Origin of the sequence: Streptomyces daghestanicus (assembly GCF_020521275.1) — a bacterium.
GTDB classification, from domain to species: domain Bacteria; phylum Actinomycetota; class Actinomycetes; order Streptomycetales; family Streptomycetaceae; genus Streptomyces; species Streptomyces griseoviridis.
The window spans coordinates 818929-845877 of record NZ_BNDX01000018.1 but is presented as its reverse complement, the minus strand read 5'-3'; the positions used below and the strand labels follow the sequence as shown (position 1 = coordinate 845877).

Annotated in this window: 21 protein-coding genes and 7 pseudogenes; 13 read left to right on the top strand and 15 right to left on the bottom strand. The window is 69.8% G+C overall.

Annotation, left to right across the window (positions count from 1 at the left end):
• Positions 1-785: hypothetical protein (locus tag Sdagh_RS36355; protein WP_226534812.1), on the bottom strand; the 785-nt coding region annotated here is incomplete at its 3' end.
• Positions 779-1387 (bottom strand): hypothetical protein, encoded by a 609-nt coding sequence (locus Sdagh_RS36350; protein ID WP_190076856.1) that lies wholly within the window; start codon positions 1385-1387, stop codon positions 779-781. The genes Sdagh_RS36355 and Sdagh_RS36350, both read right to left, overlap by 7 nt.
• Before the next feature lie 187 nt (positions 1388-1574).
• Here Sdagh_RS36350 and Sdagh_RS36345 point away from each other — a divergent pair, with 187 nt between their 5' ends.
• The 4 genes from Sdagh_RS36345 to Sdagh_RS36330 all read left to right on the top strand — a co-directional run bounded on the left by Sdagh_RS36345 (position 1575) and on the right by Sdagh_RS36330 (position 7039).
• A complete protein-coding gene (locus Sdagh_RS36345) occupies positions 1575-2972 on the top strand; it encodes a DNA-binding protein (protein WP_190076855.1) in 1398 nt (465 codons plus the stop codon).
• A gap of 160 nt (positions 2973-3132) precedes the next feature.
• Positions 3133-3891: a TnsA-like heteromeric transposase endonuclease subunit gene (locus tag Sdagh_RS36340; RefSeq protein WP_190076854.1), complete on the top strand. Its 759-nt coding sequence runs from the start codon at positions 3133-3135 to the stop codon at positions 3889-3891.
• Entirely contained in the window at positions 3888-5990 is a 2103-nt protein-coding gene (locus Sdagh_RS36335; RefSeq protein WP_190076853.1) for a TnsB C-terminal domain-containing protein, read from the top strand. Before Sdagh_RS36340 ends, Sdagh_RS36335 begins: the two co-directional genes overlap by 4 nt.
• An 80-nt stretch (positions 5991-6070) precedes the next feature.
• Entirely contained in the window at positions 6071-7039 is a 969-nt protein-coding gene (locus Sdagh_RS36330; protein WP_190076872.1) for a TniB family NTP-binding protein, read from the top strand.
• A 75-nt stretch (positions 7040-7114) separates the two neighbouring features.
• Here the strand turns inward: Sdagh_RS36330 and Sdagh_RS36325 are convergent, their stop codons facing one another.
• The 6 genes and pseudogenes from Sdagh_RS36325 to Sdagh_RS36300 all read right to left on the bottom strand — a co-directional run.
• Positions 7115-8641 (bottom strand): LamG domain-containing protein, encoded by a 1527-nt coding sequence (locus Sdagh_RS36325; RefSeq protein WP_226536273.1) that lies wholly within the window; start codon positions 8639-8641, stop codon positions 7115-7117.
• Positions 8642-9067: 426 nt separating this feature from the next.
• Positions 9068-10271, bottom strand: a pseudogene (locus Sdagh_RS36320) (IS3 family transposase).
• A 45-nt stretch (positions 10272-10316) separates the two neighbouring features.
• Positions 10317-11084 carry an IS5 family transposase gene (locus Sdagh_RS36315; RefSeq protein ID WP_190078153.1) on the bottom strand — a complete coding sequence of 256 codons (768 nt, stop codon included), beginning with the start codon at positions 11082-11084 and terminating at the stop codon, positions 10317-10319.
• A gap of 240 nt (positions 11085-11324) precedes the next feature.
• A pseudogene (locus tag Sdagh_RS36310) lies at positions 11325-11657 on the bottom strand (FCD domain-containing protein); the annotation flags it as partial.
• 445 nt (positions 11658-12102) lie between these two features.
• A protein-coding gene (locus Sdagh_RS36305) for an IS5 family transposase (RefSeq protein ID WP_372478509.1) occupies positions 12103-12962 on the bottom strand; the annotation gives its coding sequence in 2 pieces (ribosomal slippage) (positions 12103-12609 and positions 12612-12962; 858 coding nt in all).
• Between the two features lie 207 nt (positions 12963-13169).
• Positions 13170-13992, bottom strand: a pseudogene (locus Sdagh_RS36300) (IS701 family transposase); the annotation flags it as partial.
• Positions 13993-14048: 56 nt separating this feature from the next.
• Here Sdagh_RS36300 and Sdagh_RS36295 point away from each other — a divergent pair.
• Positions 14049-15678, top strand: a pseudogene (locus Sdagh_RS36295) (ISAzo13 family transposase).
• A gap of 47 nt (positions 15679-15725) precedes the next feature.
• Here the strand turns inward: Sdagh_RS36295 and Sdagh_RS36290 are convergent.
• Positions 15726-16101, bottom strand: a pseudogene (locus tag Sdagh_RS36290) (transposase); the annotation flags it as partial.
• Between the two features lie 131 nt (positions 16102-16232).
• Here Sdagh_RS36290 and Sdagh_RS37145 point away from each other — a divergent pair.
• From Sdagh_RS37145 to Sdagh_RS36280, 4 genes and pseudogenes are all read left to right on the top strand, one after another.
• On the top strand, positions 16233-16367 hold the full coding sequence (locus tag Sdagh_RS37145) for a transposase (protein WP_372478501.1): 135 nt from the start codon (positions 16233-16235) through the stop codon (positions 16365-16367).
• A gap of 167 nt (positions 16368-16534) precedes the next feature.
• On the top strand, positions 16535-17074 hold the full coding sequence (locus Sdagh_RS37140) for an IS5 family transposase (protein ID WP_372478500.1): 540 nt from the start codon (positions 16535-16537) through the stop codon (positions 17072-17074).
• Between the two features lie 382 nt (positions 17075-17456).
• Positions 17457-17660, top strand: a pseudogene (locus Sdagh_RS36625) (ATP-dependent DNA ligase); the annotation flags it as partial.
• 109 nt (positions 17661-17769) lie between these two features.
• The gene (locus Sdagh_RS36280) at positions 17770-18393 is read left to right on the top strand and encodes an ATP-dependent DNA ligase (RefSeq protein ID WP_264201213.1); all 624 of its coding nucleotides are present in this window, start codon (positions 17770-17772) and stop codon (positions 18391-18393) included.
• Between the two features lie 41 nt (positions 18394-18434).
• Here Sdagh_RS36280 and Sdagh_RS36275 read toward each other — a convergent pair whose 3' ends face one another.
• Together Sdagh_RS36275 and Sdagh_RS37135 are read right to left on the bottom strand one after the other, a co-directional pair.
• Positions 18435-19274, bottom strand: a complete 840-nt coding sequence (locus Sdagh_RS36275) for an SDR family oxidoreductase (RefSeq protein ID WP_190011773.1) — start codon at positions 19272-19274, stop codon at positions 18435-18437.
• Positions 19275-19938: 664 nt separating this feature from the next.
• The gene (locus Sdagh_RS37135) at positions 19939-20139 is read right to left on the bottom strand and encodes a transposase (RefSeq protein WP_372478499.1); all 201 of its coding nucleotides are present in this window, start codon (positions 20137-20139) and stop codon (positions 19939-19941) included.
• Here Sdagh_RS37135 and Sdagh_RS36265 point away from each other — a divergent pair.
• The 4 genes and pseudogenes from Sdagh_RS36265 to Sdagh_RS36250 all read left to right on the top strand — a co-directional run.
• Positions 20123-20636, top strand: a pseudogene (locus Sdagh_RS36265) (ATP-binding protein); the annotation flags it as partial. The gene Sdagh_RS37135 and the pseudogene Sdagh_RS36265 sit on opposite strands and share 17 nt — an antisense overlap.
• A gap of 146 nt (positions 20637-20782) precedes the next feature.
• Complete coding sequence (locus tag Sdagh_RS36260) at positions 20783-21250, top strand: hypothetical protein (RefSeq protein WP_190078152.1); 468 nt, start codon at positions 20783-20785, stop codon at positions 21248-21250.
• Positions 21251-21377: 127 nt separating this feature from the next.
• Positions 21378-22186, top strand: a protein-coding gene (locus Sdagh_RS36255) for an IS5 family transposase (protein WP_190078151.1) whose coding sequence is annotated in 2 segments (ribosomal slippage) — positions 21378-21714 and positions 21714-22186 — 810 coding nt in all. Because the reading frame shifts where the segments join, the coding sequence is not laid out codon by codon here.
• A 174-nt stretch (positions 22187-22360) separates the two neighbouring features.
• Positions 22361-22522 carry a hypothetical protein gene (locus tag Sdagh_RS36250; protein ID WP_226536255.1) on the top strand — a complete coding sequence of 54 codons (162 nt, stop codon included), beginning with the start codon at positions 22361-22363 and terminating at the stop codon, positions 22520-22522.
• Between the two features lie 86 nt (positions 22523-22608).
• On the opposite strand, the gene ppk2 is transcribed toward Sdagh_RS36250, so the two are convergent.
• The 4 genes from ppk2 to Sdagh_RS36230 all read right to left on the bottom strand — a co-directional run bounded on the left by ppk2 (position 22609) and on the right by Sdagh_RS36230 (position 26874).
• Positions 22609-23577, bottom strand: coding sequence for a polyphosphate kinase 2 (gene ppk2 / locus Sdagh_RS36245; RefSeq protein WP_189422424.1), 969 nt, complete (start codon positions 23575-23577; stop codon positions 22609-22611).
• A gap of 36 nt (positions 23578-23613) precedes the next feature.
• A complete protein-coding gene (locus Sdagh_RS36240; protein ID WP_190011778.1) occupies positions 23614-23856 on the bottom strand; it encodes a DUF6411 family protein in 243 nt (80 codons plus the stop codon).
• Between the two features lie 295 nt (positions 23857-24151).
• The gene (locus tag Sdagh_RS36235; RefSeq protein WP_190078150.1) at positions 24152-25519 is read right to left on the bottom strand and encodes a prolyl oligopeptidase family serine peptidase; all 1368 of its coding nucleotides are present in this window, start codon (positions 25517-25519) and stop codon (positions 24152-24154) included.
• Positions 25516-26874 (bottom strand): MFS transporter, encoded by a 1359-nt coding sequence (locus Sdagh_RS36230; protein WP_190011780.1) that lies wholly within the window; start codon positions 26872-26874, stop codon positions 25516-25518. Before Sdagh_RS36230 ends, Sdagh_RS36235 begins: the two co-directional genes overlap by 4 nt.
• Between the last annotated feature and the right edge of the window lie 75 nt (positions 26875-26949).

Here is a 26949-nt window from a genome sequence, read left to right as displayed (position 1 = left end):
GTAGGGAGGCTGATCATGCGGACGACCCGGTCCCAGAACGCGGTGTCGGTGATGTCCTCGGATTCCAGTAGGTACATCAGGGCTGTCTCGTCGAGATGGCCGACGCCTCGCTGGGGTGCGGGGAAGCTGGCGAGTGTGGATCCGCCGCCTTGCCAGAGCGCGGCGAGGAAGGCTGACATCCGGTCGGCGACGTCGGTGGTCATCTGCGCGGTGAGGGCGTCGACAGCATCGCGGGTGGGAACGTGTTCTCCCGCGCGGGCGGCTTCCGCTCCCTGGACGACCGTATTCAGGAATTCCTCGGTGGCCGGTCTGTCGAGGGTGCCGCGGCCGCCCTCGAGGACGGAGCGGGACACCAGCTGAGGGATGCCGGGAGAGTCGTCGGCCGGCTGGAGTGCGCCGAGCGCGGAAGTGTCGAGGAGGAGCGACGTGCTGGTGCCGGGTAGCGGAGGGAGGTCTCCTCGTTGCCGCGTGGAGGACAGTTGACCGAGGGCGAGAAGCACCGGCCGGTCCGCGCGGGGAAGACGTTGCAGGTCGTCCTCTAGTTCGCGCTGGTCCGATGTGGTGCGCAGGTAGATGAACCGGCGGGGTGTGCGCGGTCGGCTGGGCCATTCCAGAACCATGTCGGGGACGTGGGTGTGGTTGAAGAATTCGGTTTTGGTGACGGTGGCGCCGGGGTCCATGCGGCGCAGGTGCCGGGCGACGATGTCCTTGACCTGGGTGAACATCATCCGGTCGTCGGGCTCGTCCATGGCCTGGGCAATCGACTGTTCGACGAGGTTCACCACGAGCCCTCTCTGCGGGTGAGTTCGGCAGCGACGATGGCTGCCCAGTCCTTGAGCGGCAGGAGGGTTTCCTGCTTGTCCGAGAGGACGATCAGCCACAGGCGTGCGGCAACCGACTGGGCGAGTTCGCTGTCCAAAAGTTTTCGGGCTTCCTCGGGGTTGCTGGTGCCGAGAACGCGACTGCTGTGTTGAAGGACTGCACTCTCCACCTGGTCAGGCGAGTTGAGGGTGGACCAGGAGTTCGCCCGGAACGGTGCCCAAGTGATCCACATGAAGTGGTCGCTGAGATGGTGCTGGGCCTGGGCGGCGACGTAGCATTTGGCGAGAAACTCGTCGAACTGCGTCCCCTGGTCGCTGGGTTGCGCATAGTTCTTGACCTCTGCGCAGAACATGTCGTTCTGGTAAGGATCGCCGCGCATGGCGCCGCCCAGATCGAAGGAGAAGGTCCGACCTCCGTACGGCCAGGCGAGGGTCAGCCGACGGCCGCAGGACTCCGAGTCCGTGTTCGCGTACGCACCGAAGATGCGCATCGTGCCCTCGAGCCACTGCTTGGCTCTTCGAGCTCCCGAGAAGCCCTTCACTTGAGCGTCTTCGCCAACCACCACAGGCGTAGCTTAGTGCGATCGGATCATCACGATGTGCTCGATCGGGCTAATCTCCCGTCACGTTGCGGCCGTCGGCTTCAGAAAGGGGCCGCTGCGGCCCTGAGGAAGTGAGCCAAGGACGGCCGCAGGCCGCAAGGAACTGCCGCGAAGACGCCCCCCTGATCGACGGACACGAGACCGTGGTGAAGTGACCCTTCCCCCCGGCCTTCTGCGAACCGCTCCCCTGAACAGAGAGACGACCTCGTCGCTGATCTGCCGCATCGCCAGCCGCTACGGACTGGAAGCGACGGCGTTGCGGTCCTGCTGGAAGTGGCGCAGCCACAAGCCTCGGCACGACGGCGGAGGCGGGCGGGCGGACGCCGAGGTGCTGTTGAACACGGCGGGGCGGCAGCTCCTGGCAGGCCTGTGCGGCGTGGAGGAGGGTGTGCTGGCGCGGGCGTTGCCGTCCTGGGGGCGGGAGGATGCCCGCCTGCCGGCCGCGGATGCCGGGGAGCCGGCGGCGGCGTGGCGGACCGGCGGTGCGGTCGCCGGGCCGGTAGCGTTCGGCTGTCGTCTGTGCACGGCCCGACGTACGGGGACGGCCGTGCGGGTGGTGCGGTACGCGCCGCGATGGGAGCGGGTGTGTGTCCGGCACGGGCGGTGGCTCCTGGACGCGGACGCCGACCAACCGCTTGAGCACCTCGACCTGCGGGGTCTGCCGGAGGGTGTCGCGGCGCAGCGGCGGTGGGCCGGTGTAGAGCGACGGGCGGTACGGGCCGGGGCCGAGCCAGCGAGGGTGTTCGCCCTGGCGCATGCGGTGGTGGCTCGGTGGTGGGGGCAGGCCCTCCACTGGGAGCAAGAGACCATTTGGCCGCGGCGTCTGCACCAGGTGGCGGGCGGCAACGCCGGAGGGGACCTGGAGCGGTGGCGGATCGTGGGTCGGGACGCGGTTGTCTTCCCCGAGGTGGTGGCCCTCGCCGACGCGCTGCTGGACCCGGACATGGCCGAGCTGGTGTGGGCGGACAGCGGTGCCGGACGCCCGCAGGCGCTGCCTGCCGACGGAATGTTCTGCCGCAGGCTCGGTGAGCTGCTGGGGCGTGCGTGGCTGGGGCCGCTGGCCGCAGCCGACCACGGCGGGCCGCTCATCGCGTGGATGGGCAGCGTCATCCGCCTTCGCCGCGGCGCAGGCGGGGCGCCCGGGTACGACAACGACCCGTGGTGGCTGCGGCAGGAACACCAGAGCTCGACCATGGCCGGCCAGCTGCGGGTGCTGGGCAAGGAGAAGAAAGCGCCCGGTTCGGGGACGATGTGGCGGGCTGCGGTACCCGCCGAGCAGCGCAGGCTGATCACCAGCGCTATCGACAGCACCGAGGAACAGCTGCTGCAGCTGCGCGGGGTACAGACCGGGCCGACCGCCGAGGTCGCCCGGCGGCTGCTGCGCGGCCTCGGTCACAGTGCTGGCCTGATCGAGAACGCCTGGAACCGGACCGCGGTGGCGGCGGTGAACGGCGGGGTGCCCCTGGAAGAGGTGGCCCGGTGGGTGGACATACCCGTCGAGGTGCTCCGGGAGATGCTGACCGCGGGCGGGCAGGAAGACAGCGGCTGAGAGCGACGCGCCGAGGGACGGATCGACTGTTAGCTGATACGGCACTCGTTCGTGGCAGGAATACTGAAAACGGCGGCGTCTGCTGGCGGGAGTGGCTTGGCTGGCGCGGGTGACCAGCACAGGAGCGGCCCGGCCCCGTAGCCGGGCAGGGCGAGCGGGCGTGGACCAGGGCGGCGGGTTCGAGGCGGTGTTCCTCGACCCGGTGGGGCAGGCGGTCCAGCAGCGGTGGGCAGATGCCGCCATGACCGTGGCGTTCGAAGATCTGCCGCCGGTATCGGCGTTCCCGGCCGTGCCGGGGCGGCGCTGGGGGCCGGGCTTGTGGTGGTCGGCGACCACCGGGCGGCACGTGGCCGCGGGATCGAACGCGATGCGCACCCAGCTGATGGTCCTGGACCGCGACCCGGACGTGACAGGCCTGGCGGGGCGGCCCGTGCGGCTGCTCTGGCGTAATCCCCGCGGGCAGGCGCGTTCCTGGGTGCCGCAGCTCTTCGCCCGCCGTGCCGACGGCACCGCGCTGCTCGCCGACTGCCCCGGCCACCCGGACGCCGGCGGCGAACGCGCCCTCAACGCCGCCCATGCGGTAACCGAGGCGTGCGTGCACATCGGCTGGACCTACCGGCGCCTCCCACCGCTCGACGACGTCGCGGCCGCCAACCTGAAATGGCTGGCCGGCTACCGTCACCCCCGCAACGCCGGCCGCCCCGGTCTGGCGACGGCGGTTGCGGAGGCGTTCAGGCGGCCGCGTCCACTGATCGAAGGAACCGAAGCGGTCGGCGACCCGATCGAGGTTCTCCCCTGCGTCTTCCACGCCCTGTGGCACGGGCATTTGACGGCCGGCCTCACGACGCCACTACACGAACGAACCCTCGTCGGCCCGCGGGGCTGGAGCGGCCCGGACGAGACGGGAGGTGCCGGGTGAGCGCGCGGCGCGATGCCCGGCCGGCCGTGAAGCCCGGCGCGCGCGTCCGGTACGGCGGCGTGACGTGGCAGGTCGTTGCCCTGTCGGGGCAGGAGATCCACCTCGTCGGCCCGGACGGCGGTGGTGAGGCCGTGCTCGCCGGGCACCTGTTCGCCGACCCCGGCTTCGCCGTCATCGGCGCCGATACGCCGCAGGCGGCCCCGCAGTGGGGGCTGTTCGAGACCGCCCCCGCCGCGGCGCGTGAGAAGGCGCTGGCCTGGCAGCGGCATGTGCGGGAAGTCGAATGCGGGCTCACCGGCGGGCCCGGCAGCGAAGGAACGGTGCGGCCGCAGTACGACCCGCAGCGGCACACGCTGGCCGAACGCGAGCAGGCCAAATCGGCAGAGCTGACCGCGCTGGGTTTCGGCCGGGTATCGCGCACCACGGTGCAGCGCATGCGCCTGGCCTACCGCAAACAGGGCCTGTGGGGGCTCCTCGACCACCGCACCACCCGCGCCTCCAGCCCCACCGGCCGGGCCGACGAGCGGGTCGTCGCCGCCGTCCGCGAAGCGCTGCGCCGCCGCCGCGGCCGCTCCCGCGGCACCATCAACGGACTGTTCCCGCTCATCCACCAGATCCTCACCGACCGGCACGGCCCCGGCACGGTGCCCGCACCGTCGCAGGCCACGCTCTACCGGCTCGTCACCGCTCTGGCCCGGCCCGGTGAACTGCCCACGGGGCCCGTGCGGCAGGTGCCAGCCAGCGTCGACGGGCCGGCGTTCACCCCCGCCACGGCACTGCGGCCCGGCGAGCAGGTCCAGATCGACACCACCCGCCTGGACGTCCTCGCCCTCTTCGACGACGGCCGCCTGGCCCGCCCGGAGCTCACCATCGCCGTCGACGTCGCCACCCGCGCCATCCTCGCCGCCGTGCTGTGCCCGCGCGCGACCAAAGCCGTCGACGCGGCCCTGCTGCTCGCCGAGATGGCCGTACCCCACCCCGCCCGGCCGACCTGGCCGGACATCCTGCGCATGGACCACGCCCCCCAACTCCCCCACCAGCGGCTGGCCACGCTGGACGAGCGCCTGGCCGGGGCTGCGGCCCGGCCCGTCGTCCTGCCCGAGACGATCGTCGTCGACCGCGGCAGAGTCTTCGTCTCCACCGCGTTCACCGCCGCCTGCGAACACCTCGGCATCAGCGTCCAGCCCGCCCCGCCCCACGCCCCCACCGCCAAAGGCATCGTCGAGCGGACCTTCGGCACCATCAACCACCTGTTCTGCCAGCACCTGCCCGGCTACACCGGCTCCGACGTCACCCGCCGCGGCCCCGACACCGAGAAAGACGCCTGCTACAGCGTCCCCCAGCTCCAGGACCTCCTCGACGAATGGCTGGTGCACTACCACCACCGGCCCCACGAAGGCCTGCGCCACCCGCTGATGCCGAAGAAGGCCCTCACCCCGAACCAGATGTGGGCCGCGCTCGTCGCCGTCGCCGGACACGTCCCCGTCCCGCTCACCGGCCACGACTACCTCGAACTGCTCCCGGTGCGCTGGCAGGCCATCACCCCCGCCGGCATCACCATCCACCACCGCACCTACGACGCCGATCTCCTCGCCCCCTACCGCGGCCAAACCTCCCCCGTCGCCGGCCGGGGCGGGAAATGGGAAATCCACTACAACCCCCACGACGTCCGCCAGATCTGGGTACGCCTCACCGACGGCGGGCTGACCGAAATCCCCTGGATCCACCGCGACCACGTCCACCAGCCGTTCAACGACCACACCTGGCAGCACATCCGAACCCACGCCCAGCACAGCAACCACGACGACACCCAGCAACACGAAGCGGCCCTGGCCGACGCCCTCGACCAGCTCATGCGCCGCGTGACCAGCGGCCACGCCACCACCGCCGAGCAAGCCCTCCTCGCCCGCGCCACAATGCCGGTCCCCGCCGCCCGGCACCCGCACCACGGCACCGCACCCGCCGCCGGCGAGCCCGCACCACACGACGAGGACGACAGCATCGACGACCTCGACGACCTCCCCGACGACGGCACCCGCCCCGCCGCGGCCACCGGATTCGGGCTCTACGACGCCCACAAGGAAGCCGAAAAGTGGTGAACACCCGCCCCGCAGCGCACCAACCACCCAGCGCACCCGCCGATGCGGACAGCAACGCCACGGCCGAGTTGTCCTGGCCCCTGACCACCTGGCAGGGCTGGCACCACTTCGCCACCACCGCCCCCGTCTCCCCGCCCCAGCCCGGCGACCCGCCCCGCAGCACCGACGAACGCCTCGCCTACCACTCCGCGTTCGTCACCATCCGCACCCCCGCCATCAGCCAGCTCACCACCCAGGTCCGCACCCTGATGATCCTCGGCCGCCACCAGCAGACCACCGCACGGCCCTCCCTCATCGTCACCGGCCCCGCCGCCGCCGGGAAAACCACCGCCCTGCTCAACGTCGGCCGCGCCTGCCACCTCGCCCACACCCGCAAGAACCCGCCCCCGCCCGGATCAGCCCACGCCACAGCACCCGTCGCCTACGTCCTCGTCCCGCCCGGCGCCACCGCGAAAACCCTCATCACCGAGTTCGCCCGCTACCTCGGCATCCCCGTCACCACCCGCATGACCCAGACCCAGATCACCGACGCCGTCTGCCACACCTACACCCACGCCGGCGTCCAGCTCGTCCTCATCGATGAGATCCACCGCCTCAACCCCCGCACCACCACCGGCGCCCAGACCGCCGACCTCCTCAAAGACCTCACCGAACGCCTGGCCGCCACCTTCGTCTACGCCGGCATCAACGTCACCGACACACCCCTGTTCAGCGGCACCCGCGGCGCCCAGCTCGCCGGACGGGCCACCCTCATCACCTGCGGCCCCCTCCCCGCCCGACACGGCACCCACCGCCCCTTCCGCGACGTCATCACCGACATCGAAAACGCCCTCGACCTCCACCACCACAAACCCGGCACCCTCCCCCGCCACGCCCCCTACCTCCACCAGCGCACCGCCGGCCGCATCGGATCCCTCACCAGACTCATCCGCCAAGCCGCCATCACCGCCATCCACGACGGCACCGAACGCATCACCAAAACCACCCTCGACGCGGTACAACTCGACCACCTCGCCGAACTACACAACCGCCCCACCCCCAGCCGCTAACCCCAACCCAACCAACTAGGAAAAACAGTTCTGACCAGCACAAACACAAACCGAGCCATTACACGCTAGAACTACCTACAACCCACCCCGCCACCCTCCACACACCACACATAACCCCAGCTCACACACCCCGCCCACCCCGACCCAACCGCCCACTCGACTTCTCAGCAAACCCACAACACCCCAGACCAGCAACGCCTCAGCACACCAACAAACCCCCCTCCAAGCGTTATCACCGTCGAGGAAGTGGGCCCCCACGCCGTCGGCGGCGGAGTCCCGTCCTGCCTGCAGAGAGCTGCCGGCTTGCCAGGCGTCGGTCTCCGCGTAGGGTGCGCTGTCGGCGAGGATCCCGTCGACGTACAGCTGCACCTGACGGGCCTTTTCGTCGTACTGGAGCAACAGGTTCTGCGCCCCGCCCGGTGCCGGCGCGCTGAGCTGTGTGGTGTCCGCGTCCGCAGAGTCGGCGTGGGCGAGGACGGCGCGCCAGGTCTGGTCCGCCGCGTGGTAGCGGAGGGTGAAGGCGTCCGCCTGCCAGCCGGTCTGCGACAGGACAGCCATGTCTCGGTCGGGAGCGCCGTGCAGCCGGACCTTCGTGGAGACGGCCCAGCTTCGGTCGGTGTTGAGCGGCGGGATGTCGCTGAAGAGGTGGTCGCCGTCGCCGTCGAGCGTGATGTCGGCGCTCCCCGCCAGCGGTTCCTCGTTGCTGAGGCGGGCGTCGCCACCGAGGATGAAGCCGATGTTGTGGTGCGTGTCGGGGATGCGTGCGATGCCGTTCTCCAGAGTCTGGACGGACTCCATCGGCCAGTAGGCGAAGGGTCGAGGCTTGCGGCGGCCCAACTCGGCGAGTTCCGCGGCGGGGACGTCGGCGTTCCAGACCCTGACGTCGGCGAGGTCTCCCCGCCACTTTTGACCGAAGGTGTAACCGTCGGAGTCCAGGGCCTCGCCCATGACGAAGTGCCACAGAGCGGTGTCCGCGGGCACTACGGCGTCCCGGGCGGCTACCGCCGTGCCGTCCACGTAGAGGCGGGCTGAACCGGTGGCCGGGTCGTAGACCCCAGCCAGATGGGCCCACTCGCCCGCCTCCGGGGTCCCGCCGGTGACAGTGACCTGCCCGTCCGCCGTGGGCAGCGCGAAGCCCCACGTGGGCTTCCCGTCCCCGTCGGTGGTCGCGCCGAGGGCGAAGTTAGGTGCGCTCCAGATACCGGACTGGCTGACGGCCACCATCTCCTGGCCGGTGACCTCGGGACGCACCCACACCCCGACAGTGAAGGCGCGCGTGGTGTCCACGGCGATTCCCTCGGTGATCAAGTAGCTGTAATCGCCACCGTCGAAGTAGGCGGCACCCGGCATCTTCCCGTCAGGACCCTGCTCCCCGAGGCGGACGCCCGGGCCTGGAAGCCCGACGTAGGACCCCGCCCACTGCGCCGCCCGCGCGGAACCATTTCCGTCGTCGAGCCGCCAGGCGGCCACTGGCGGGGTCTCAGCCGGGCTCTCCTCCCCATCCCTCGCCGCGACCGACGCGGCCGAGGCGTCGGTGGACGGCCGGGACAGCGGATGGCCGACAGCGGCCGGCGACCAAGGTGCCGCCGTGAGCGTCGCCACCGCGAGCACGGCGACCAAGGCGGTGCGGACTGCTGCTCTTACGTACAAGGTCCCTCCCGGGTACACGGCACGAGCGGGGAGCCCCCTTCCTGCCCACGCCCACCGTCCCCGGCGCCGCGACCGCACCGAAACAGTCGGCCAGCGCACCGCGGGCGCCCTCGTCGTACCGGGCAGGCGCCTGGCGTGAGCCACCCGTCGGCCCCCGGCCGACATTTCCAAGTGGCCCAGCCTACTGATCTTTTCGTAAGTTCGGTGGGTGTGGTGGGCGTGTGGGTGGGAGGCTGTCGGCGTGGCTTATCAACCTTCCCTTTCGGTTGCCGGCGCCTCCCTTCCTCCTTTGTCGCGGCCGCAGTTGGCGGAGGCTCGTCGTGTTCGGGCAGTCGAGTTGTTCGAGGACGGGCCTTGACCCGGAATTCTGGACACCGGTTATGCGGCTTGGGCCAGCGTAGTTGGTGTGAGGTGGAAGGCGTTTTCGAAGGCGATGGGTATCGTTGTCCGAGGTGGGAATGTCGGCGTCGGGTGTTGTAGCGGTGGAGCCATCGGAAGGCGTCGAGTCGGGCCTCGCGCTCGGTCGGCCAGCTTTTTCGTCCTTGCAGGGTCTCGCGTTCGAAGGTCGCGTTGAAGGACTCGGCGAGTGCGTTGTCCGCGCTGGACCCGACCGCGCTCATGTTGCGCCGAACCCCTGCTGACCTGCAGGCTTGGCCGAATGCCCTGCTCGTGTACTGGGCTCCGTGGTCGGTGTGCGTGATCGATCCGGCGAGGCTGCCGCGGGTGCGGATCGCCGCGGCCAGGGCGTCGGTCACCAGGTCCGCGCGCATGTGGCCGGCGATCGCCCAGCCGGCCAGACGGCGCGAGGCGAGGTCGATGACGGTCGCCAGGCAGCAGAACTTCCCGCCCTCGACGGGCAGGCAGGTGATGTCGCCGACGTACTTCGTGTTCGGCTTGTCCGCGGTGAAGTCGCGGCCGATCAGGTCCGGTGCCTTGGCCGCGGCCGGGTCGGGGACGGTGGTGCGGTGCCGGCGACGCAACCGGACCCCCTCGATCCCCGACGCCCGCATGATCCTGGCGACCCGCTTGTGGTTGACCGCCTCACCGCTCGTCTCGCGGAACTCGGCGGTGATCCTCGGGGCTCCGTAAGTGCCGTCCGATTCCTGGTGCACCGCCCGTATCCGGGCCGCCAGGCGGGCGTCGGCCGCCTGCCGGGCGGCCCGGTCGGCGGCTGTCCGGCGCCAGTAGCAGAAGCCCGAGCGGCTGACGCCGAGGATGCTGCACAGCCGCTTCACGCCGTGACGGCGCTGGAGGTCGGCGACGCACTGGAAGCGGTTCACCAGCGCGTCTGGCCGGCGGAATACTTCGCCGCTCTGCGCAGGATCTCGCGTTCCTCCTCCAGCTCACGGACCTTCTTCCGCAAAGCGGCGTTCTCCGCCTCCAGCGGCGCCGGCGGCTGAGAGAGTTCCCGCGTCCGCCTCCCCCGGGGACGGCTCACCCCGGCTGCCCGAACCCAGTTCCGCAGGGTCTCCGGGTTGATCCCCAGATCGGCGGCGACCGACCTGATCGTCGCTTCCGGCCGCGACCCGTACAGCGCGACCGCGCCCGCCTTGAACTGCGGCGGGTAGTTCTTCATGACCACGAGATGTCCGCCCTCAGATCCGCAGGATCCAGTGAGGCTTTTCCATCATCGGCCTGAGCTGGCCAAATGCAGGGTGAGGACGGCTTGGATGAGGCTGGTGATCCGGGTGGTCGAGCATCGGATCTTGCGAAGGAGACGCCAGGACTTGAGGGTGGCCATGGCCTGCTCGACGAGTGCGCGGATCTTCGCATGGGACCGGTTCACCGCCTGCTGACCGGTGGACAGGGTCTCCCACCGCCCCCAGCACGGGGTGCGGACCGTGCCGCGGGCACCCCGGTAGCCCTTGTCGGCCCAGCATGCGATGCCGGCCTCGGCGAGGGCGTCGACGATGCCATGTTCGCGAGCCGCGCGAACGTCGTGGACAGCTCCGGGCAAGGCCGGTGAGGCCCACAGCAGCCGGCCGAAGGGATCGGCGAGGACCTGCACGTTCATCCCGTGCCTCTTGTGCTTTTCCGAGTAGTAGGGCCGGTCCGCGGCGATCCGGCCGATCGGCAGCAGGGTCCCGTCCAGCAGCACGAACGCCTTCGACGACGCCGTCCGGACTGCCTCTGCAAGAGTCGGCGCGAGAGCGGCCAGGACCTCGACGGCCTCGGTGATGTACCGGTACGCGGTCGTGGTCCCGATGCCGAACCCGGCCGCGAGCTGGGCATACGGGTGGCCGTTGCGGAGGTGGGCAAGAGTGAGCAGGGCCTGACGGCCGGCACTCAGGCGCCGCCAACGGGTACCGAGCTCTTGGCGGCGCCGGCGGAGTTTGGCGGACAGGAAGCGCAGGGCAGAACTGGACACGTCGACGCCCGACGGGTAGACAAGCACACGAAGCCTCTGGTGGAGACGGATTTCTTGGTCGAAAACCCATCTACCAGGGGCTTCACCTGTCTGTCACCCCAACTGCCCCTCCAGCCGAACAGGTTGGAAAGAGCTCAGTGTCTCGTGTGTTCAACATCAGGGGTCAAGGCCCACCGCCGGACGGACGGCGGATGACTGGGGAAGAGGCAGTGTTCCAACCGTGCGCTATTCGGGGACGGATGAACCAGGACTCACGCCCAGAGCCGTCTAAAGTGCTGCTGACCAGTATGGTGTTCTATGGCCCCGCCAAAGGCTACGACCGCTCCGACCCGTTCGCGGCGCGCACCCCAGTACATGCGCCTTCACGGTCTCGGCCATACGCGGGTCCCGGCGATGAAAAGCGGCCACCAGTTCCTCGTGCTCCTCGGCGTACGACCGCTGCACCGTCCCCAGCCAACGGATCGACAGGGCAGTGAACACCTCGATACCGAGGCCCTCCCACGTGTGCAGAAGAACCGAATTGCCAGCAGCTCGGACCAGTTCCCGGTGGAAGGCTACCGTGTGGCGTGCCTGGGCCGTCCCGTCCGACAGCCGGTCCGCCCGTGGTGGTTGAGCTGCTGGGCCAGGCCGTCTGGGCTGCGCGGCCTGTGCGCAGGGCGTCCGGGAAGGAGCAGAGCGCCTGAGCCCTCGGCGGGGGCTGGGGTCGGCAGCATGGAGGGAGTTCTGCCCCGGGCGATCTGCTGCTCGATCCAGGGGCGTCAGAGAGGGAGGCAGCAGGACAGGGTGCTTCGCGATCACGAGAGGGACCGCAGGCACGGGGCACCATGCGGCCAGCCGTCACCGGGCCTGCTCGCCGCACGGCCGAGCCCGGAACCGCATATCGCCCAACTCCCCAAGATCGCTGGCCGCCGGAGACGGCAGTGGGCCGTCTGTCAAACAGCGGTGGCAGACTGCACTTCATGGGTGAGAGTGAGGTGCGCGCTGCACTGACATGGACTGATGAGGTGGCGCAGGCCCTGCGAGGCAGCAGAATTAGGGTCCGTCTTCAAAGCGATCTTGCCCACAGCAAGAGCGACGCCAGACTGACCGCTGCCTCGTAGGAGGTGGCGGTCTTGTCGTGTCTGGTGGCAATGCCCCGGAAGCCCTTGAGGCGGTTGAAGCACCGTTCGACGGCGTTGCGACGGCGGTAGGTCTCGCGGTCGAAGCCTGGCGGTCGGCCGCCTCGCCGGCCGCGGTTGCGGCGGTGTTTGCGCTGGTCGTTTTTCTCGGGAATCGTGTGCGCGATTCCGCGTTGCCGCAGGTAGCCGCGGAATCCACGGGAGCTGTATGCCTTGTCCGCGATCACATGGTCGGGGCGGCAGCGTGGCCGGCCAAGGCATGTGCGAGGAACGCGGATCCGCTCCAGCAGGGTCCGTGCACAGACGCTGCCGTGACGCTGGCCCGGCGTGATGAGTACGGCAAGAGGCCGCCCCTTGCCGTCGCTGGCGAGGTGAACCTTGGTGGTCAGTCCGCCGCGGGATCGGCCGAGGGCGTGATCGTCCGGTTCGTCCTGCCGGTGGATCCCCCTTTTCGGCCGGTGGTGGCGGCGTGCTGGTGGGCGCGGACGATGGTGGAGTCGATCTGGACCAGCCAGTCGATGTCCCCGACGGCGTCCGCCCGGGCCTGTATCTGCTGCAGGGCCCGGGTGAACACGCCGTCGATCGCGTACCGGCGGAAGCGGGTGCAGACCGTCTGCCAAGACCCGTAGCGTTCCGGCAGGCCACGCCACGAGATGCCGGTGCGGATCTTGTAGACCATCCCGTTGATGACCTGACGGCCTGACACGCGAGGCCGTCCCGCCGCGGCCCGCGGTATCAGCGGAGCGAGCAACGCCCACTCCTGATCGGTGAGTTCATGGCGGCGTATCACCCCACCATGATCCACCCCCGATGATCTTTGAAGACGGACCCTAGTACTGCAACGGTGCTTGCCGTGACGGGTGGCCAGGTCAGGGGATGTGTCCGCGTCGTTTGTAGTGACTGGTTCGGGCCTGGTGTTGTCGTCGTCGGCGCCAGGTGGACCAGTGCGGGATGTGCTCGACGGGTGTGGGCCGGCGGTTGGTGAGGCGGGTGATCAGCCATCTGATCTCGGCGAGGCTGAGGTGGATGAGCTGGGAGGATCCGTTTCTGCTTTCCCGGCATCCAGCTCTCGGGCTCGCAGGACGGTCAGACAGGCGTGGGCGGCCATGGCCAGGGTCATGTGGCGGTGCCACCCGGGGTAGCGGCGGACCTGGTAGTCGTCCAGGCCGCACTCCTGCTTGGCGCTCTGGAAGCATTCTTCGACGGCCCACCGGCTGCCTGCGATGCGGATCAGGTCGTCCAGGGTGGTCTGGGCGGGGCAGTAGGCGATGTAGTAGGAGATCTCAGGAGATCTCCTGCGGGCGGACGACGCTGCGGCGGGCGATCACCCCGTGGCGGCGGTCGTGCCGGTGCCAGGGCCGTACTTCGACTCGTGCCCAGTCGTAGATCCGCGGGCCGTGAGCCCCGTTGCCACAGGAACGACGTTTCCATTTCTGCCGGGCAAGGCCGTTGAACAGGTCGTGGACGGGGTGGTCGATGGCCCAGCGGGTGACCACGGTGTCGTGCCGGGTGGTGGCCATGACGTGGAAGATGTCCGCCCGCTCCAGCTCCGACCGCCAGCCCTTGGAGAAGCCGTAGGCGGCATCCGCGGTCACCCACCGAAACGGGATCTTGTCCGCGATCGCCCGGCGGACCATCGCCTTGGCCATGGCCACCTTGGTCTCGAAGGCGACCTCGTCGCCGATGCCGGCCCGGTGGCATCTTTCGCGGTCCTCGGTCCAGGATGTGGGCAGATACAGACGCCTGTCGATCAGCGTCCGTCCACGGCCGGTGGCATAGGCGAGGAAGACGCCGACCTGGCAGTTCTCCGTCCGCCCGGGGGCTTGTATTTCAATTATTGCTTGCTCTGGTGGAGTTGGTGGGATGGTGGACCATGTCTGTGCGTCCTCCGCTTACCGCCTTGCGGGCCAAGTTCGGTCGGATCCTGCCGCATCTCGACGAGCGTCGTCGTCGGCTCTACCTGGCCAGCGAGGCCGCAGCGATCGGTCACGGTGGAATCGCCCTGGTGGCTGCCGCATCCGGGGTCAGTACCGCCACCGTCGCGCGCGGTGTGACCGAGCTGGCCGGGGCCCGGTGCCCATACGGAGGGTCCGGGCTGCGGGAGCCGGACGTAAGCCGTTGTCGGTCACTGACCCCGGGCTGCTGCCGGCACTCGAGGCGCTGATTGAGCCGCACACCCGAGGCGACCCCGTCTCGCCGCTGCGATGGACCACCTTGTCGCTGCGTGCTCTGGCCTCCACCTTCACGTCGCAAGGCCATCGGGTCAGTGCCGCAACCGTCGGGCGCCTGCTGCATAGCCTGGGTTATAGCCTGCAGGGCACCGTCAAGACCAGCGAAGGCGCCGGCCATCCGGACCGCGACGCCCAGTTCACCCACCTCAACGCCACGGCCACCGCCTTCCTCAACGACCGGCAGCCGGTGATCAGCGTCGATGCCAAGGCCAAGGAATGGCTCGGCAACCGCGACCGGCCCGGTCGCACCTGGCGACCGGGCAAGGACCCGATCAAGGTCGACTGCCACACCTTCACCACCAGCGACCAACCTGTCGCCATCCCTTACGGAATCTACGACATCGCCAACAACACCGGCTGGGTCAACGTCGGGACCGACCACGACACCGCCGAGTTCGCTGTCGAGTCCATACGTCGCTGGTGGCAGCACCGCGGACGGGTGCACCACGCGAACGCCACCCGGCTGCTGATCACCGCCGATGCCGGCGGCTCCAACGATCCCCGCCGCTGGACCTGGAAGAAGCACCTGGCCGCCTTCGCTCTGGAGAGCGGCCTGGAGATCACCGTCTGCCACTTCCCGCCGGGCACGTCGAAGTGGAACAAGATCGAACATCGAATGTTCTGCCACATCACCGCGAACTGGCGCGGCCGACCGCTGACCAGCTACGAGGTCGTCATCGAGACCATCGCTGCGACGACTACCCGGACCGGGCTGACCATCGGCGCCGGGCTGGACACCGGTAGCTACCGCCTGGGCTCTACGGTTACCGCTGCCGGGTTCCAGGCCCTGCCGATCACCCCCGATGCGTTCCACGGCGACTGGAACTACACCCTCGCTCCCGTCCCACCGCGACCTCCAAAGGCGCTGGCAGCCGCCCGGCGGATCGCCCCCGCCCTGACCGAGATGCTCAGTAATCCGGCCCTGACCGGCATGCCACGGCCCGACTTCGAGCGCCTGGTGGCAGTCTCCGAGCCGTACTGGGATGCCCTGGCCGAGGCCGCCTTCCAGCGGCGCTTCCACCGTCCGCGCAGCTACCTCCACCCGCAAACCAGCAGCCTCGACCACTACCACCGCCTCCTGGCAGCGCTCTTACGCCGACGCAGGGCGATCACCAGCACACTCCTGGCCCAGCTGCTGGGCGTCACTCGCACCAACCTCTCCAACCAGTTCCAAGACGGCCACCGCCTTTTGGACCTGCACCGCATCGTCGTCACACCACTGCCCGGGTCACCCGCCCGGACTCACGAACAGCTCCGGATCCGCCTTCCTGACGAGAACCACCAGAAAGATCAACCCTGACAGTTATTTAGATACAGGACCCGGCGGTGCCGGAAATACTGCCGCTGCACCCCGGCCGACCGCGTCCCCTTCTTCAAAAAGCCCGTGTCGTCCACGACCAGGACGGCGCCAGGGCCGCCGAGGTTGTCGACCACGTACTGACGCACGTCATCGAGGACCTCGTCAGCGTCCCACTCGATCCGGTTCAGCATCCGGTGGATGCGGTCCGGGCCCGCGTGACCGGCTTCCTCCGCCAGCGTCCAGCCGTTCTTCCGCTGCAGCGGAGCGATCAGTCCCCGCATATAAGCCAGTGCCGACTCACGCGGCTCCGACCTGCTGAAACGGTGCACGAACCGCCCATCCACAGCTTCCAGTTCACCCGCCCACAACCTGACATCAGCAAGGTCCCCGCCCATGACCACACCAACGACCGACCTGGCCACCCGTCACGGCAAGCACCGTTGCAGTACTAGGGTCCGTCCTCAAAGATCATCTGGGTAGTGGATCATGGTTCCGTCGTCATGAACTCACCGATCAGGAACGGGAGTTGCTCGCTCCGCTGATCTCGCGGACCGCGACGGGTCGGCCCCGGGCGTCGGACCGCCAGGTCATCAACGGGATGGTCTACAAGATCCGCACCGGCATCTCGTGGCGTGGCCTGCCCGAACGCTACGGGTCTTGACAGACGGTCTACACCCGCTTCCGCCGGTACGCGATCGACGGCGTGTTCACCCGGGCCCTGCAGCAGATACAGGCCCGGGCCGACGCCGTCGGGGACATCGACTGGCTGGTCCAGATCGACTCCACCATCGTCCGCGCCCACCAGCACGCCGCCGCAACCGGCCGAGAATGGGGGATCCGCCGGCCGGACGAACGGACGATCACGCCCCCGGCCACTCCCAGGGCGGACTGGCCACGAAGGTCCATCTCGCCTGTGACGGCAAGGGCCGTCCTCTGGCCGTCCTCTGGCCCTCCTCGTCACGCCTGGCCAGCGCCACGACGGTGTCTGCGGACGCATCCTGCTCGAACGCATCCGCGTTCCCCGCAGCGGTCCCCGGCCGGCCACGCTGCCGCCCCGGCCCCGACCAGGTCATCGCGGACAAGGCTCACAGCTCCTGCGGTTTCCGCGCCTACCTGCGGCGACGCGGCATCGCGCACACCATTCCCGAGAAGGCCGACCAGCGGCGGCACCGGCTACGGCGCGCAAGCCGTGGTGGTCGACCGCCAGGGTTCGACCGGGATATCTACCGCCGACGCAACCTCGTCGAGCGCTGCTTCAACCGGCTCAAGGACTTCCGCCGCATCGCGACCAGATACGACAAGACCGCCACCTCTCACGAGGCAGCGGTAACTCTTGCGTCGCTCCTGCTCTGGGCAAGATCCGTTTGAAGACGGACCCCCTAGCTGTTCCGCGCGCAGGGCCTGCGTCAGGCGGCGGGCGTCCGGGTGATGGTAGGAGGTGGCGCTCATGGTGGGCGTCAGGCTTTTCGCGGCTGTCGCGTCGTGAGCGGTGGGCGTGGACGTCATGCATGTGATAGTGCCCTGTCGACGGCGGTGAGTGGCGCTGTGTGCCGAGCGCATGCGGGTCCCGGCGGAGGCGGCGCAGGAGGGGGCGGCAGCGGACGGACTGGACGTCGGGCGTGTGGTCGGCCAGTTGCAAAAGGGGGACCGCTGAGCCGACGAGGTCCTGGCAGGCACACCGGGACGGCGGACACCGGCTCTGCCGCCCCTGGGGAACGCATCCACGGTTACGTGGACCTTGCCCGAGCCGATGCTCACCACGGCCGTGGACAGCCCTGACCTTCCGCCCGGACACGCGGCGGAAGTCAAGTGGGACGGCTTCCGCGCCGGGCTGTCCGCCGCCGGTGGCCAGGTGGTGCTGCGTTCCAGGAACGGCACTCAGATGGGGCCTGCGTTCCCCGAGGTCGTCGCCGCGGCCGCGCAGCTCCCGGACGCCTCGGCCCTGGACGGTGAGCTGATCGTCTGGGAGCAGGGCCGGCTCGCCTTCACCCGGCTCCAGGACCGGCTGCGGCGGCGCGGAGCGGGCCGCGCGGGAGTGGCCGGCGCACTTCGTCGCGTTCGACGTGCTGCGCCTTGCCGGTACCGACACCACCGGATGGCCCTACCGGCGGCGCCGGATCGCGCTGGAGGACCTGTTCGCCGATCAGCGGCTTCAGGCGCCGAGGGCCCTGTGTCCGTCGACCACCGACCCGGCCACCACGCGCGAGTGGCTCACCTGGACCACACCGACCGCTCTGAAGGGGGTGGTGTTCAAACCGCTGGACAGCACCTACCGTCCGGGCGTGCGGGGGGTGTGGAAGAAGTACAAGCCGCGCGAGACGACCGAGGCCGTGGTCGGGGCGGTCACCGGCCCCGTGGCGGCGCCCCGGACGCTGCTGCTGGGCAGGCTCGACGCAGCCGGCCGCTTGCAGTACACGGGCCGCACCACCGCGCTCGCCCGGCCAGCCGGCGAAGCCGTCGGCGCTCACCTCGTTCCCGCCGGAAGCGGGCATCCCTGGAGGGGCTGGTCGTTCTCAGCGGGATGGGGCAGTCAGCGAACCCTGGAGGCCGCGCTCGTCGAGTCGGAACTGGTGGTCGAGGTCGGCGTCGACGTCGCACGCGACGGGGCAGGCCGGTGGCGGCACGCAGCCCGCTTCCACCGCGCCCGCCCCGACCTCGCCGCCGGCGACACGCCCCGCTGGCCGTGACCTCGGCACGTCGGTCCTCGCCGGCCGGTACCTCGCTTGCGTCAGCGACAGGCCGTGGCTGGGCCACACAGGAACTCCCGCGCTCCCCGAAGACGGGTGCCCAGGCGCTTCTGGGTTTCCCGGCTGTCCAGCAGGACGCACAGGGGGCCCGGGGGGCCGTCATCGGAGCGCCGGCCGGCAGGCAGCAGGGACGGATCCAGCCCGTCACGTTGCGCGATGAGAGTGCCGAGTTCGTAACGGGTGACCGCGTGCTCGCCGGCGAGATGGCAGACACCGGTGACGGAGGAGCACGCCAGCTCCCACAGCGCGGCCGCCAGGTCGATCCGGTGCACGGGGCAGCGGACGTCATCGGTGAACAGGACGCCCCGCCGGGCGCCGCTGGCCAGATCATGCACCATGCGTTCGTGCTCGGACCGGCCGTCGCCGATGATCAGCGAGGTCCTCGCGACGACGCTGTCCTCCACCAGGAGCCGTACGGCCGTCTCCGCTGCGGCCTTGGCCGCCCCGTACAGCGTGACCGGGGCAGGACGGCACTGCTCGCCGTACGGCTCCTCGGAGCCGGCGAAGACGGCATCGCTCGAGACGTGGATGAGGCGGATGCCACGTTCCGACGCAGCACGGGCCATGCGGACCCCGCCTTCGGCTGTCGCGGCCCAGTCGGCGCCACCGCTGCTCGCGTTGATCACCACGTGCGGCGTCACGCTGTCCAGCACGGTGGTCAGCGACCGGTCGTCACGCAGGTCAAGACGATGCCAGGGCACGTCTGCGGCCGGGCCGGGACGGGAGCGGTAGGTGGCAGCCACGGCCCGGCCCGCCTCCTGGCCCCGGCGCACGAGTTCCGCGCCGAGAAACCCGCTCGCACCAACGATCAGAACCGTCATATCCCCCACGTTAGGACGGCCGGCCGGCTCGGGACGGGCGTTTCCGTATCCCGGTGTGCCCGGCCCGCCTGGCGGCGACCGTGAATGTTCCGGCACAGTCTCCGTCCGAGACGACCCGTCGGGCCCGCGCTTCCCGTCGCACGTCCCTCATTGTGGATCACGTGTTGGTGCCTTTCAGGCGCGCACATGGGGAGCCTTCGCGTGCCCGTTGGTTCTTCATGGGCAGGGGCTCCCACCGCGAACAGCCCGGCCAGCTCATGGCGTTCGTTGCCTCCACCGCCGGCGTCTACGGGGCAGTCACCGGCCTCCGTCCTCGGCCTGGCTGGCGGCTTCCCGCTCGACTCGCAGCTCCGCCTCGATTTCCTGCGTCGCCCCGCGCGAGGTCCTCCTGCTCAGCAGTTTGAGCAGGAGGACCGGGGCCGCAAACTTCAGCCGGTGTCGTGGATGCGCAGAATGACTTGAGCCGACCGAGTGCCAGGGGCTCGTCAGGTCCGACATGTTAGTGGTGCGGTCTAGGGTCATCGCATGACTGACACAGGCCTTGCCGCGCTCGATGTGTCGTGGGACCGTTTCGCGTCCTGGCTCCGTGTGTACGCTCCCATTGATCACGCAGCCCTGCGATCGCCGGCCACCGCCGAGGAGATCGCGGAGCTCGAGGCGCAACTCAGGCACCCGCTCCACCCGCAGCTAAGGGCTCGACGGTGCCATCGTCGTGCCACCAGGTGAAATACCAGTACACCGTCGGCCACGGGGCGAAGTCCTTCGGCAGCTGCCGCCAGGCACAACCGGTCCGCACCACGTAGAAGATCGCGTCCACGATCCGCCGCCACGGATGCTTTTCCCGACGCGTTCCGCCCGAGGTCATCAGTACCCTCGCCCAGCCCGGCTGGGTCCCGGCCGGCAACCCGCTCTGCCTGATCGGCGACTCCGGCATTCGGCAAGTTCCACCTGCTGATCGGGCTCGGCACCGCGATCGCGGAGGCCGGCGGTCGGGTCCGCTACACCACGGCGGCGAACCTGGTCAACGAGCTGGCCAAGGCAGCCAGCGACAAGCAGCTGGGCCGCACGATCAAGTAGTACGGCCGGGTCGACCTGCTCTGTCTCGACGAACTCGGCTACGTCAAGCTCGACCGGTACGGCGCCGAGCTGCTGTTCCAGATCTTCACCGAACGCGAGGAACGGCACGCGATCGCGATCGCCTCGAACAGGCCGTTCACCGAGTGGGGCCAGACCTTCACCGACAAGCGGCTCTGCCAGGCCATCGTCGACCGGCTCACCTTGGAGGCCCACATCATCGAGACCGGCACCCAGTCCTTCCGCCTCGCCAGCACCACCGCCAAGCGCAAGGCGGCTGCCGCCTGACCGCGAGAGCGGTCCCGTGGTGAGATCGATGCATGCCCCCTCGCTCTCACCACGCATCAACACCCACATCGAGCGGCACCCAGCTCAAGCCCCCGCACGCCTGACTGAGACACTGAACGAGTTCAGTCTCATGGGTGGGGGTCCATATGAACCGCAGGCTGTTCGGCCTCGCATGCACGCTGGTCCTGGCAGCATCGGTGAGTACGACCGGATGCTCCAGCCGATACTCCCCATGCCCAGGAGCGGACCAGAGACCCGAGGGACTGAACACGCAGGACCTGGTCGGCACCTACGAAGACTCTGCCGCACGGTTGACTCTCCGCAACGACGGGACTTTCACGACGGTCGGGTGGCCCGCAGACCTTGAAGAAGCCTCCGGCAACTCCCGGGACAGAACCGGAAGCGGAACCTGGAAGCTGACTCCCGACCACGACATCGACTGGCCCGTCTCCTTCAGCTTCCACAAGATCAGCGGCTTCTGGGACAGCGATGTCAGCGGTGGTTACTACGGAAGCGGTCTCTACGTCGGCGGCGGTCGAGAGAACCCACACCTCTACGAATACGTCGGCGATCCCGACAGTTGCGACCTCAACACCCTCACACGAAACAGTTGAGACGTCGGCCCCGCGGCCTCCTTCACCCGTGCCAGGGCGTCGTCTGCACGTGAACTAACTGATCGTTTCAGAATGAAGTTTCATGTGACTCTTGGCAGTTGGGTGATGTTTCGGCGGGATCTGTTGGGTGTCTGCTGATCTTGTGTCTGATGACCTGTGGGAGCGTGTGGCTCCGCTGCTGCCGGTTCGTGCGCCGCGTCGGCACCGCTACCCGGGGCGGTTGCCTGCCGATGACCGTGCTGCTCTGCGTGGGATCGTTCACGTGCTGCGCAAGAGTGTGAGCTGGCGGGACGTACCCGCGGAGCTGGTCGGGTGCAGTGGGGTGACGGCCTGGCGTCGTCTGCGGGACTGGACCGAGGCCGGAGTGTGGCCCCGCCTGCACGAAGTCCTGCTGGCAGAACTTCGTCGAGACGGACTGCTGGAGATAGACGACGCGGCGATCGACGCCTCGCACGTCAGGGCCCCCAAAGGGGGGCTCACGCCGGACCTTCGCCGGTTGACCGAGCGCGGCCGGGCAGCAAGCACCACCTCATCGTCGACCGGAACGGAACTCCGCTCGCTGTCTCTCTGACCAGCGGAAACCGCCACGACGTCACTCAGCTCATGCCCCTGCTGGACGCGATGCCCCGTATCCGTGGTCTGCGCGGCCGGCCACGGCACCGGCCCCGGCGGTTGTTCGCCGACCGCGGCTACGACTCCGACAAGTACCGCCGTCTCATCCGAGCTCGCGGCATCACACCCAAGATCGCCCGCCGTGGAGCCCCGCATGGCTCCGGCCTGGGCAAGACCCGGTGGGTCGTCGAGCGGACCTTTGCCTGGCTCCACCAGTTCAAACGGCTCCGCATCCGCTACGAGATACGCGCCGACCTCCACCTCGGACTCCTCCAACTCGCCTGCAGCATCATCTGCCTGAGACGACTCACAACCTCATTCTGAAACGATCAGTAACTCTGAGTCCTGGGCGCTCTGGCGCTCTACTCCGTGATCGGCTGTGGGCTGGCGTAGCGAAGCCCGGCCCGGCGCGGTTCCTCGCACCCGGCCGAGGACGCCGCGCACGACCTGAGGGACCGGGAGGATCCCCAGCCGCCCGAGTACCGTCTCGCCAGCCGTGTGATCATGTTCTGCGGTGCCGGGCTCACCGGTCTGATCGCCTGCCTGACCAGCGGCGGGCTGCGGGTCCTGACGGTCGGTCCCACCGCCTCGGTCGCCATGACCGTGTGGACGTACTTCGACCGCCGCACCCGGTCGCGCGCCGCCGCCCAGTGGGGGTGAGGACCGGCAAGCCGCTCGTGACGAGGCCGGGCCCCCTCCTCCTGGGAGGGGGCCCGGCCTCGTCACGGCGTGAGGGCGCGTACACCTCAGGGCGTGGTCTGCGGATGGTTGCCCGGGCCGTCCGCGCCCGGGGACAACGGGGTGGGTGACAGCTTGGTGTCCTCCTCCCCCGGTTCCAGCAGGGTGTCGGCGGCTCCGACGATGAGCGGATCGGGAGTGCCGACGGCCTCCCGGTCCTTGTTGGCGTAGTCGATGCGCGAGAGCAGGCTGCGCATGGTCTCCAGCCGGGCACGCCGCTTGTCGTTGCTCTTGACGACGGTCCAGGGGGCGTGGGCGGTGTCCGTCGCGCGGAACATGTCGACCTTCGCCTCGGTGTAGTCGTCCCACAGGTCCAGGGAGGCCAAGTCCGTGGGCGAGAGCTTCCACTGGCGCACCGGATCGACCTGGCGGATCGCGAAGCGGGTGCGCTGCTCGGAGCGGGACACCGAGAACCAGAATTTCACCAGCAGCACACCGTCCTCGACGAGCATCCGCTCGAAGGCCGGGCACTGCGCGAGGAAGAGCTCGTACTCGTCCTTGGAGCAGAAGCCCATCACGCGCTCCACGCCGGCCCGGTTGTACCAGGAACGGTCGAAGAAGACGATCTCCCCGGCCGTCGGCAACTGTGCGATGTAGCGCTGGAAGTACCACTGGCCCGTCTCGCGTTCGGTGGGCTTGTCCAGGGCGACCACGCGGGCGCCGCGCGGGTTCAGGCGCTCGGTGAACCGCTGTATCGTGCCGCCCTTGCCCGCCGCGTCGCGTCCCTCGCACACCACGACCAGGCGTGCTCCGGTGTCCTTCACCCACCGCTGGAGCTTGAGGAGTTCGATCTGCAGGACGCGCTTGGTCCGCTCGTACTCCTTTCGGCCGATCTTGCGTTCGTACGGGTAGTTCTCGCGCCACGTCCGGATGGGACGCCCGTCGGAGTCCAGCACGATCGGCTGTTCCTGGCGGCTGTCGTCGACGGTCAGCCCTTCCAGCAACTTGTCCGCGTCTTGGGCGTGTTCGGCGTTCATCGTCCGGCTCCCCGTTCGGTCCGTTCCGTCATTCGGTCAGAACGGCATGCGGCCGCGGGAACGGCGGCCCGCCGCACCACTGCGGCTCACCGCTCGCGAGCTGGAGTGGAAGGGCTTGCTGAAGAGCCGGCCCAGCACGCCGGGCGCCTTGCTTCCGGCCCGGGCGCCGGCGCCCAGCGTCCGTTGCGTGCCGCGCTCCGGGTGGCGGGACAGCCGGGGGACGAGAAAGGCCAGGACGGCCAGGACCACACATACGCCGATGACTGCGGCGACCACCATGATCGTGCTCCCTCCACATGGGTGACGTACACACGGGTGCCCCCGCGCGCCTCACCCATGTGGAGCAACGCGGAAGCGCCCGCAGGGGCCCTTCACCACAGGGCCGCAGCGGCAAGACCGTGGCCGGCGGCCGTCGTGCCTGTCAGCGGCCGCCGGCCACGACCCCCGTTCCGTCCGGAGGGCAGGAGGCGGGCGGGTCAGGAGATGCGGGAGGCAAGGTACAGGTCGGCGCGGCACCGGGGGGTGCGCGGACAGACGTCCGGGCGGGTAGGCAGCCGCTCTCACGGGCGGAGGGTCAAGGGCGGCCGTCGCCCGGGTGGGAGAGGTCGTACGGCCGCGGGTAGGACGCCGGCCGGTATGCGGTGTAGCGGGTGTCGCCGGAGGGGTCGACCTGCCGGGCGCGCGAGTTGAGCGTGCGGGGTGAGGCGTCCCAGCGGCCGGTGTCCAGTCGGTGCTCCAGGGTGTGCAGGGCGCCGATCGTCTCGCCCGGGGTGAAGGTGCAGTGGCCGGGGGCGCGGACGTAGGCCTGGCTCAGGAGCCGGGCGGAGCCGGCGGCGGTGTTGGCGCGTCGGTAGGCGCTCTCGGCCGCCACCGGGATCAACGCGTCACCGGTGGTGTGGACGGACAGCTGGGGATCGGTGAGTCTGCCGGTGAACGCGCTGGTCCGGCGCATCCACCGGACGGCCGCGGGGTCGGCGGAGACACGGGGCGCGCGCTTCAGCGCGTCGAGATCCGCCCGCAGGGACGCCCCCGCCTTCTGGTACAGCTCAGTCACCTCCTTGTACAGCGGTGAGGTACGGAGCACGGCGGTGTAGTCGACGTCCGTGTTCCAGGACGGGTTGCCGCCCGCACGGCTCTCCGCCTCTTGCCGCCAGCCGAAGGCGGCACTCCGCACGAGGCCCTTCACGGCCGTGTACTGGTTGGCCTGCTGGGTGGCCCGGTCATCGGGGGCCGGTTCGGTCTGGCCGGGGCTGTTGTAGCCGGGGATGTGGTGCAGGGCGGCGGCGAGCGCGATGCGGGCGCGGCCCTCGGGGGTCCGCTGAGCGGCGTCGACCTCGGCGGAGAGCTCGGTCGCGGCGCTCCGGGCCGCTGCCTGGTCGGCGAAGCCGGTGAGGGGGATGCCGGAGTCCGGGGCCAGCAGGGTCCGCAGCGCGAACACCGGGTCGAGGGTGCTGTTCCAGTTGGCGACGCCGCCCTGCACGAGTCCGCACATGGACAGCGAGCCGTCGAAGCGGTCGGTGTGCCGCTCGGCGAGCGCGGTGGTGACCAATCCGCCGTAGGAGCGGCCCCAGGCGAGGGTGCGCCGGGCCGGGCCGAACTGTCCGGTGAACGCTTCGAGGGTCGCGAGCTGATCGGGTACGGCGTCGGTGACGGCCCAGCCCGTCGTCGCGTAGGAAGAGCCGATCAGCGCGTACCCCTCGTCGAGCAGTTTGTCCCGGGTGCGCGCGTCCGGGGCGTTCTGGGCCGGGTTGGCCTCGCCCGCGGCCTGGTAGCCGTGGCTGTAGAGCAGGACGGTTCCGTTCCAGGACGAGGGCACGTCCATCAGGTAGGCCGCCCCGGAGGGGAGCCGTCCTTCGAGGTGGGCGTCCTGGGCGGCGCCGTGCGCGGGGAGCGCGGTCGCGGCGCACAGGGAGACGGTCAGAAGAGCGAGGCGCCTTCTCAACGCGGGGTTCCTTCCGTTGCGGGGGCTATGGGGCGGGGCGCGGGAGAGCCGAGGGTGTCGGTGTGGGTCTCGCGCATACGCCAGACGGTGACGGCTGTGATGGCGGCACCGGCGCACAGCAGCAGGGAGACGGGGGTGCTGCCGCCGCCGTACGAGGCGAGCAGGCTGCCGGCGATCAGGGGGGAGAAGCCGGCACCGATCAGCGTCGCTCCCTGGTAGCCGAGGGAGGCACCGGTGTAGCGGACCTCGGTGCCGAAGAGTTCGGTGAGCAGGGCGCCGAGCGGGCCGTACATCGTGGACTGGGCTATGCCGTGGCCGAGGACGAGGGCGAGGATCAGCAGGCCGGGGGAGCCGGAGTCGACCAGGGCGAGGACGGGGAAGGCCAGGGCGGCGGAGGCGATGGCTCCGGCGAGGACCACGGGGCGGCGGCCGACCCGGTCGGACAGGGCGGAGGCGGCGGGCAGGGCCACCAGTGCGACGCAGGAGGCAAGGGTGACGGCGGTGAGGACCTGCGGTCGGCTGTAGCCCTCGTCGACGGCGTAGGAGATCATGAAGCCGGTCAGCAGGGACTGGGCGGTGAAAGCGCCGATGCCGACACACGCGGCCAGCAGGACGGGCTTCGGCCGCCGCAGCACTTCGACCACCGGCGGCTTCCGTGCCGGTTCCCGCTCGGCCTGGAGGAAGAGCGGACTCTCGGCGACCTTGAGACGTACGAACAGGCCGACGGCCAGCAGGACCACGCTGAGCAGGAACGGTACCCGCCAGCCCCAGGCGCGGAAGTCGTCGTCGGGCAGGGCCGAGACGAGGGTGACCACGCCGGCGGAGAGCACGGAGCCGATCGGGGCGCCGAGCTGGGTGAAGCTGGACCACAGGCCGCGCCGTGAGCCCTGGGTGCGCTCGGCGTGTTCGACCACCATCAGGGTCGCGCCGCCCCACTCGCCGCCGATCGCGATGCCCTGCACCACGCGCAGGGTGACGAGCAGGACCGGTGCCCACACGCCGATCGAGTCGTAGGTCGGGAGCAGTCCGATGAGGAAGCTGCCGCAGCCCATCAGAGCCATGGTCAGCAGCATCATCGACTTGCGGCCGATCCGGTCGCCGTAATGGCCGAAGACGATGCCGCCGAGCGGCCGGGCCACGTAGCCGGCGGCGAAGGTGCCGAAGGCGGCGATGGTGCCGACCGCGGGATCGGCGCCGGGGAAGAACAGGTCGCCGAAGACCAGGGCGGCGACGGTGCCGTAGACGAGGAAGTCGTAGAACTCGACAGCGGTGCCGAGCAGACCGGACAGCGCGACGCGGCGCAACTGCCCGGTGTCCGGGGAAGGCCGGGGGGCGGACGAGCGGGATGGCTGCATGGCGAGCTCCCAGATGCCGTGGATGCGCCACCGGCGGGGGACCGCACCGGTGCCCGGGTGAAGTTAGGCACTGAT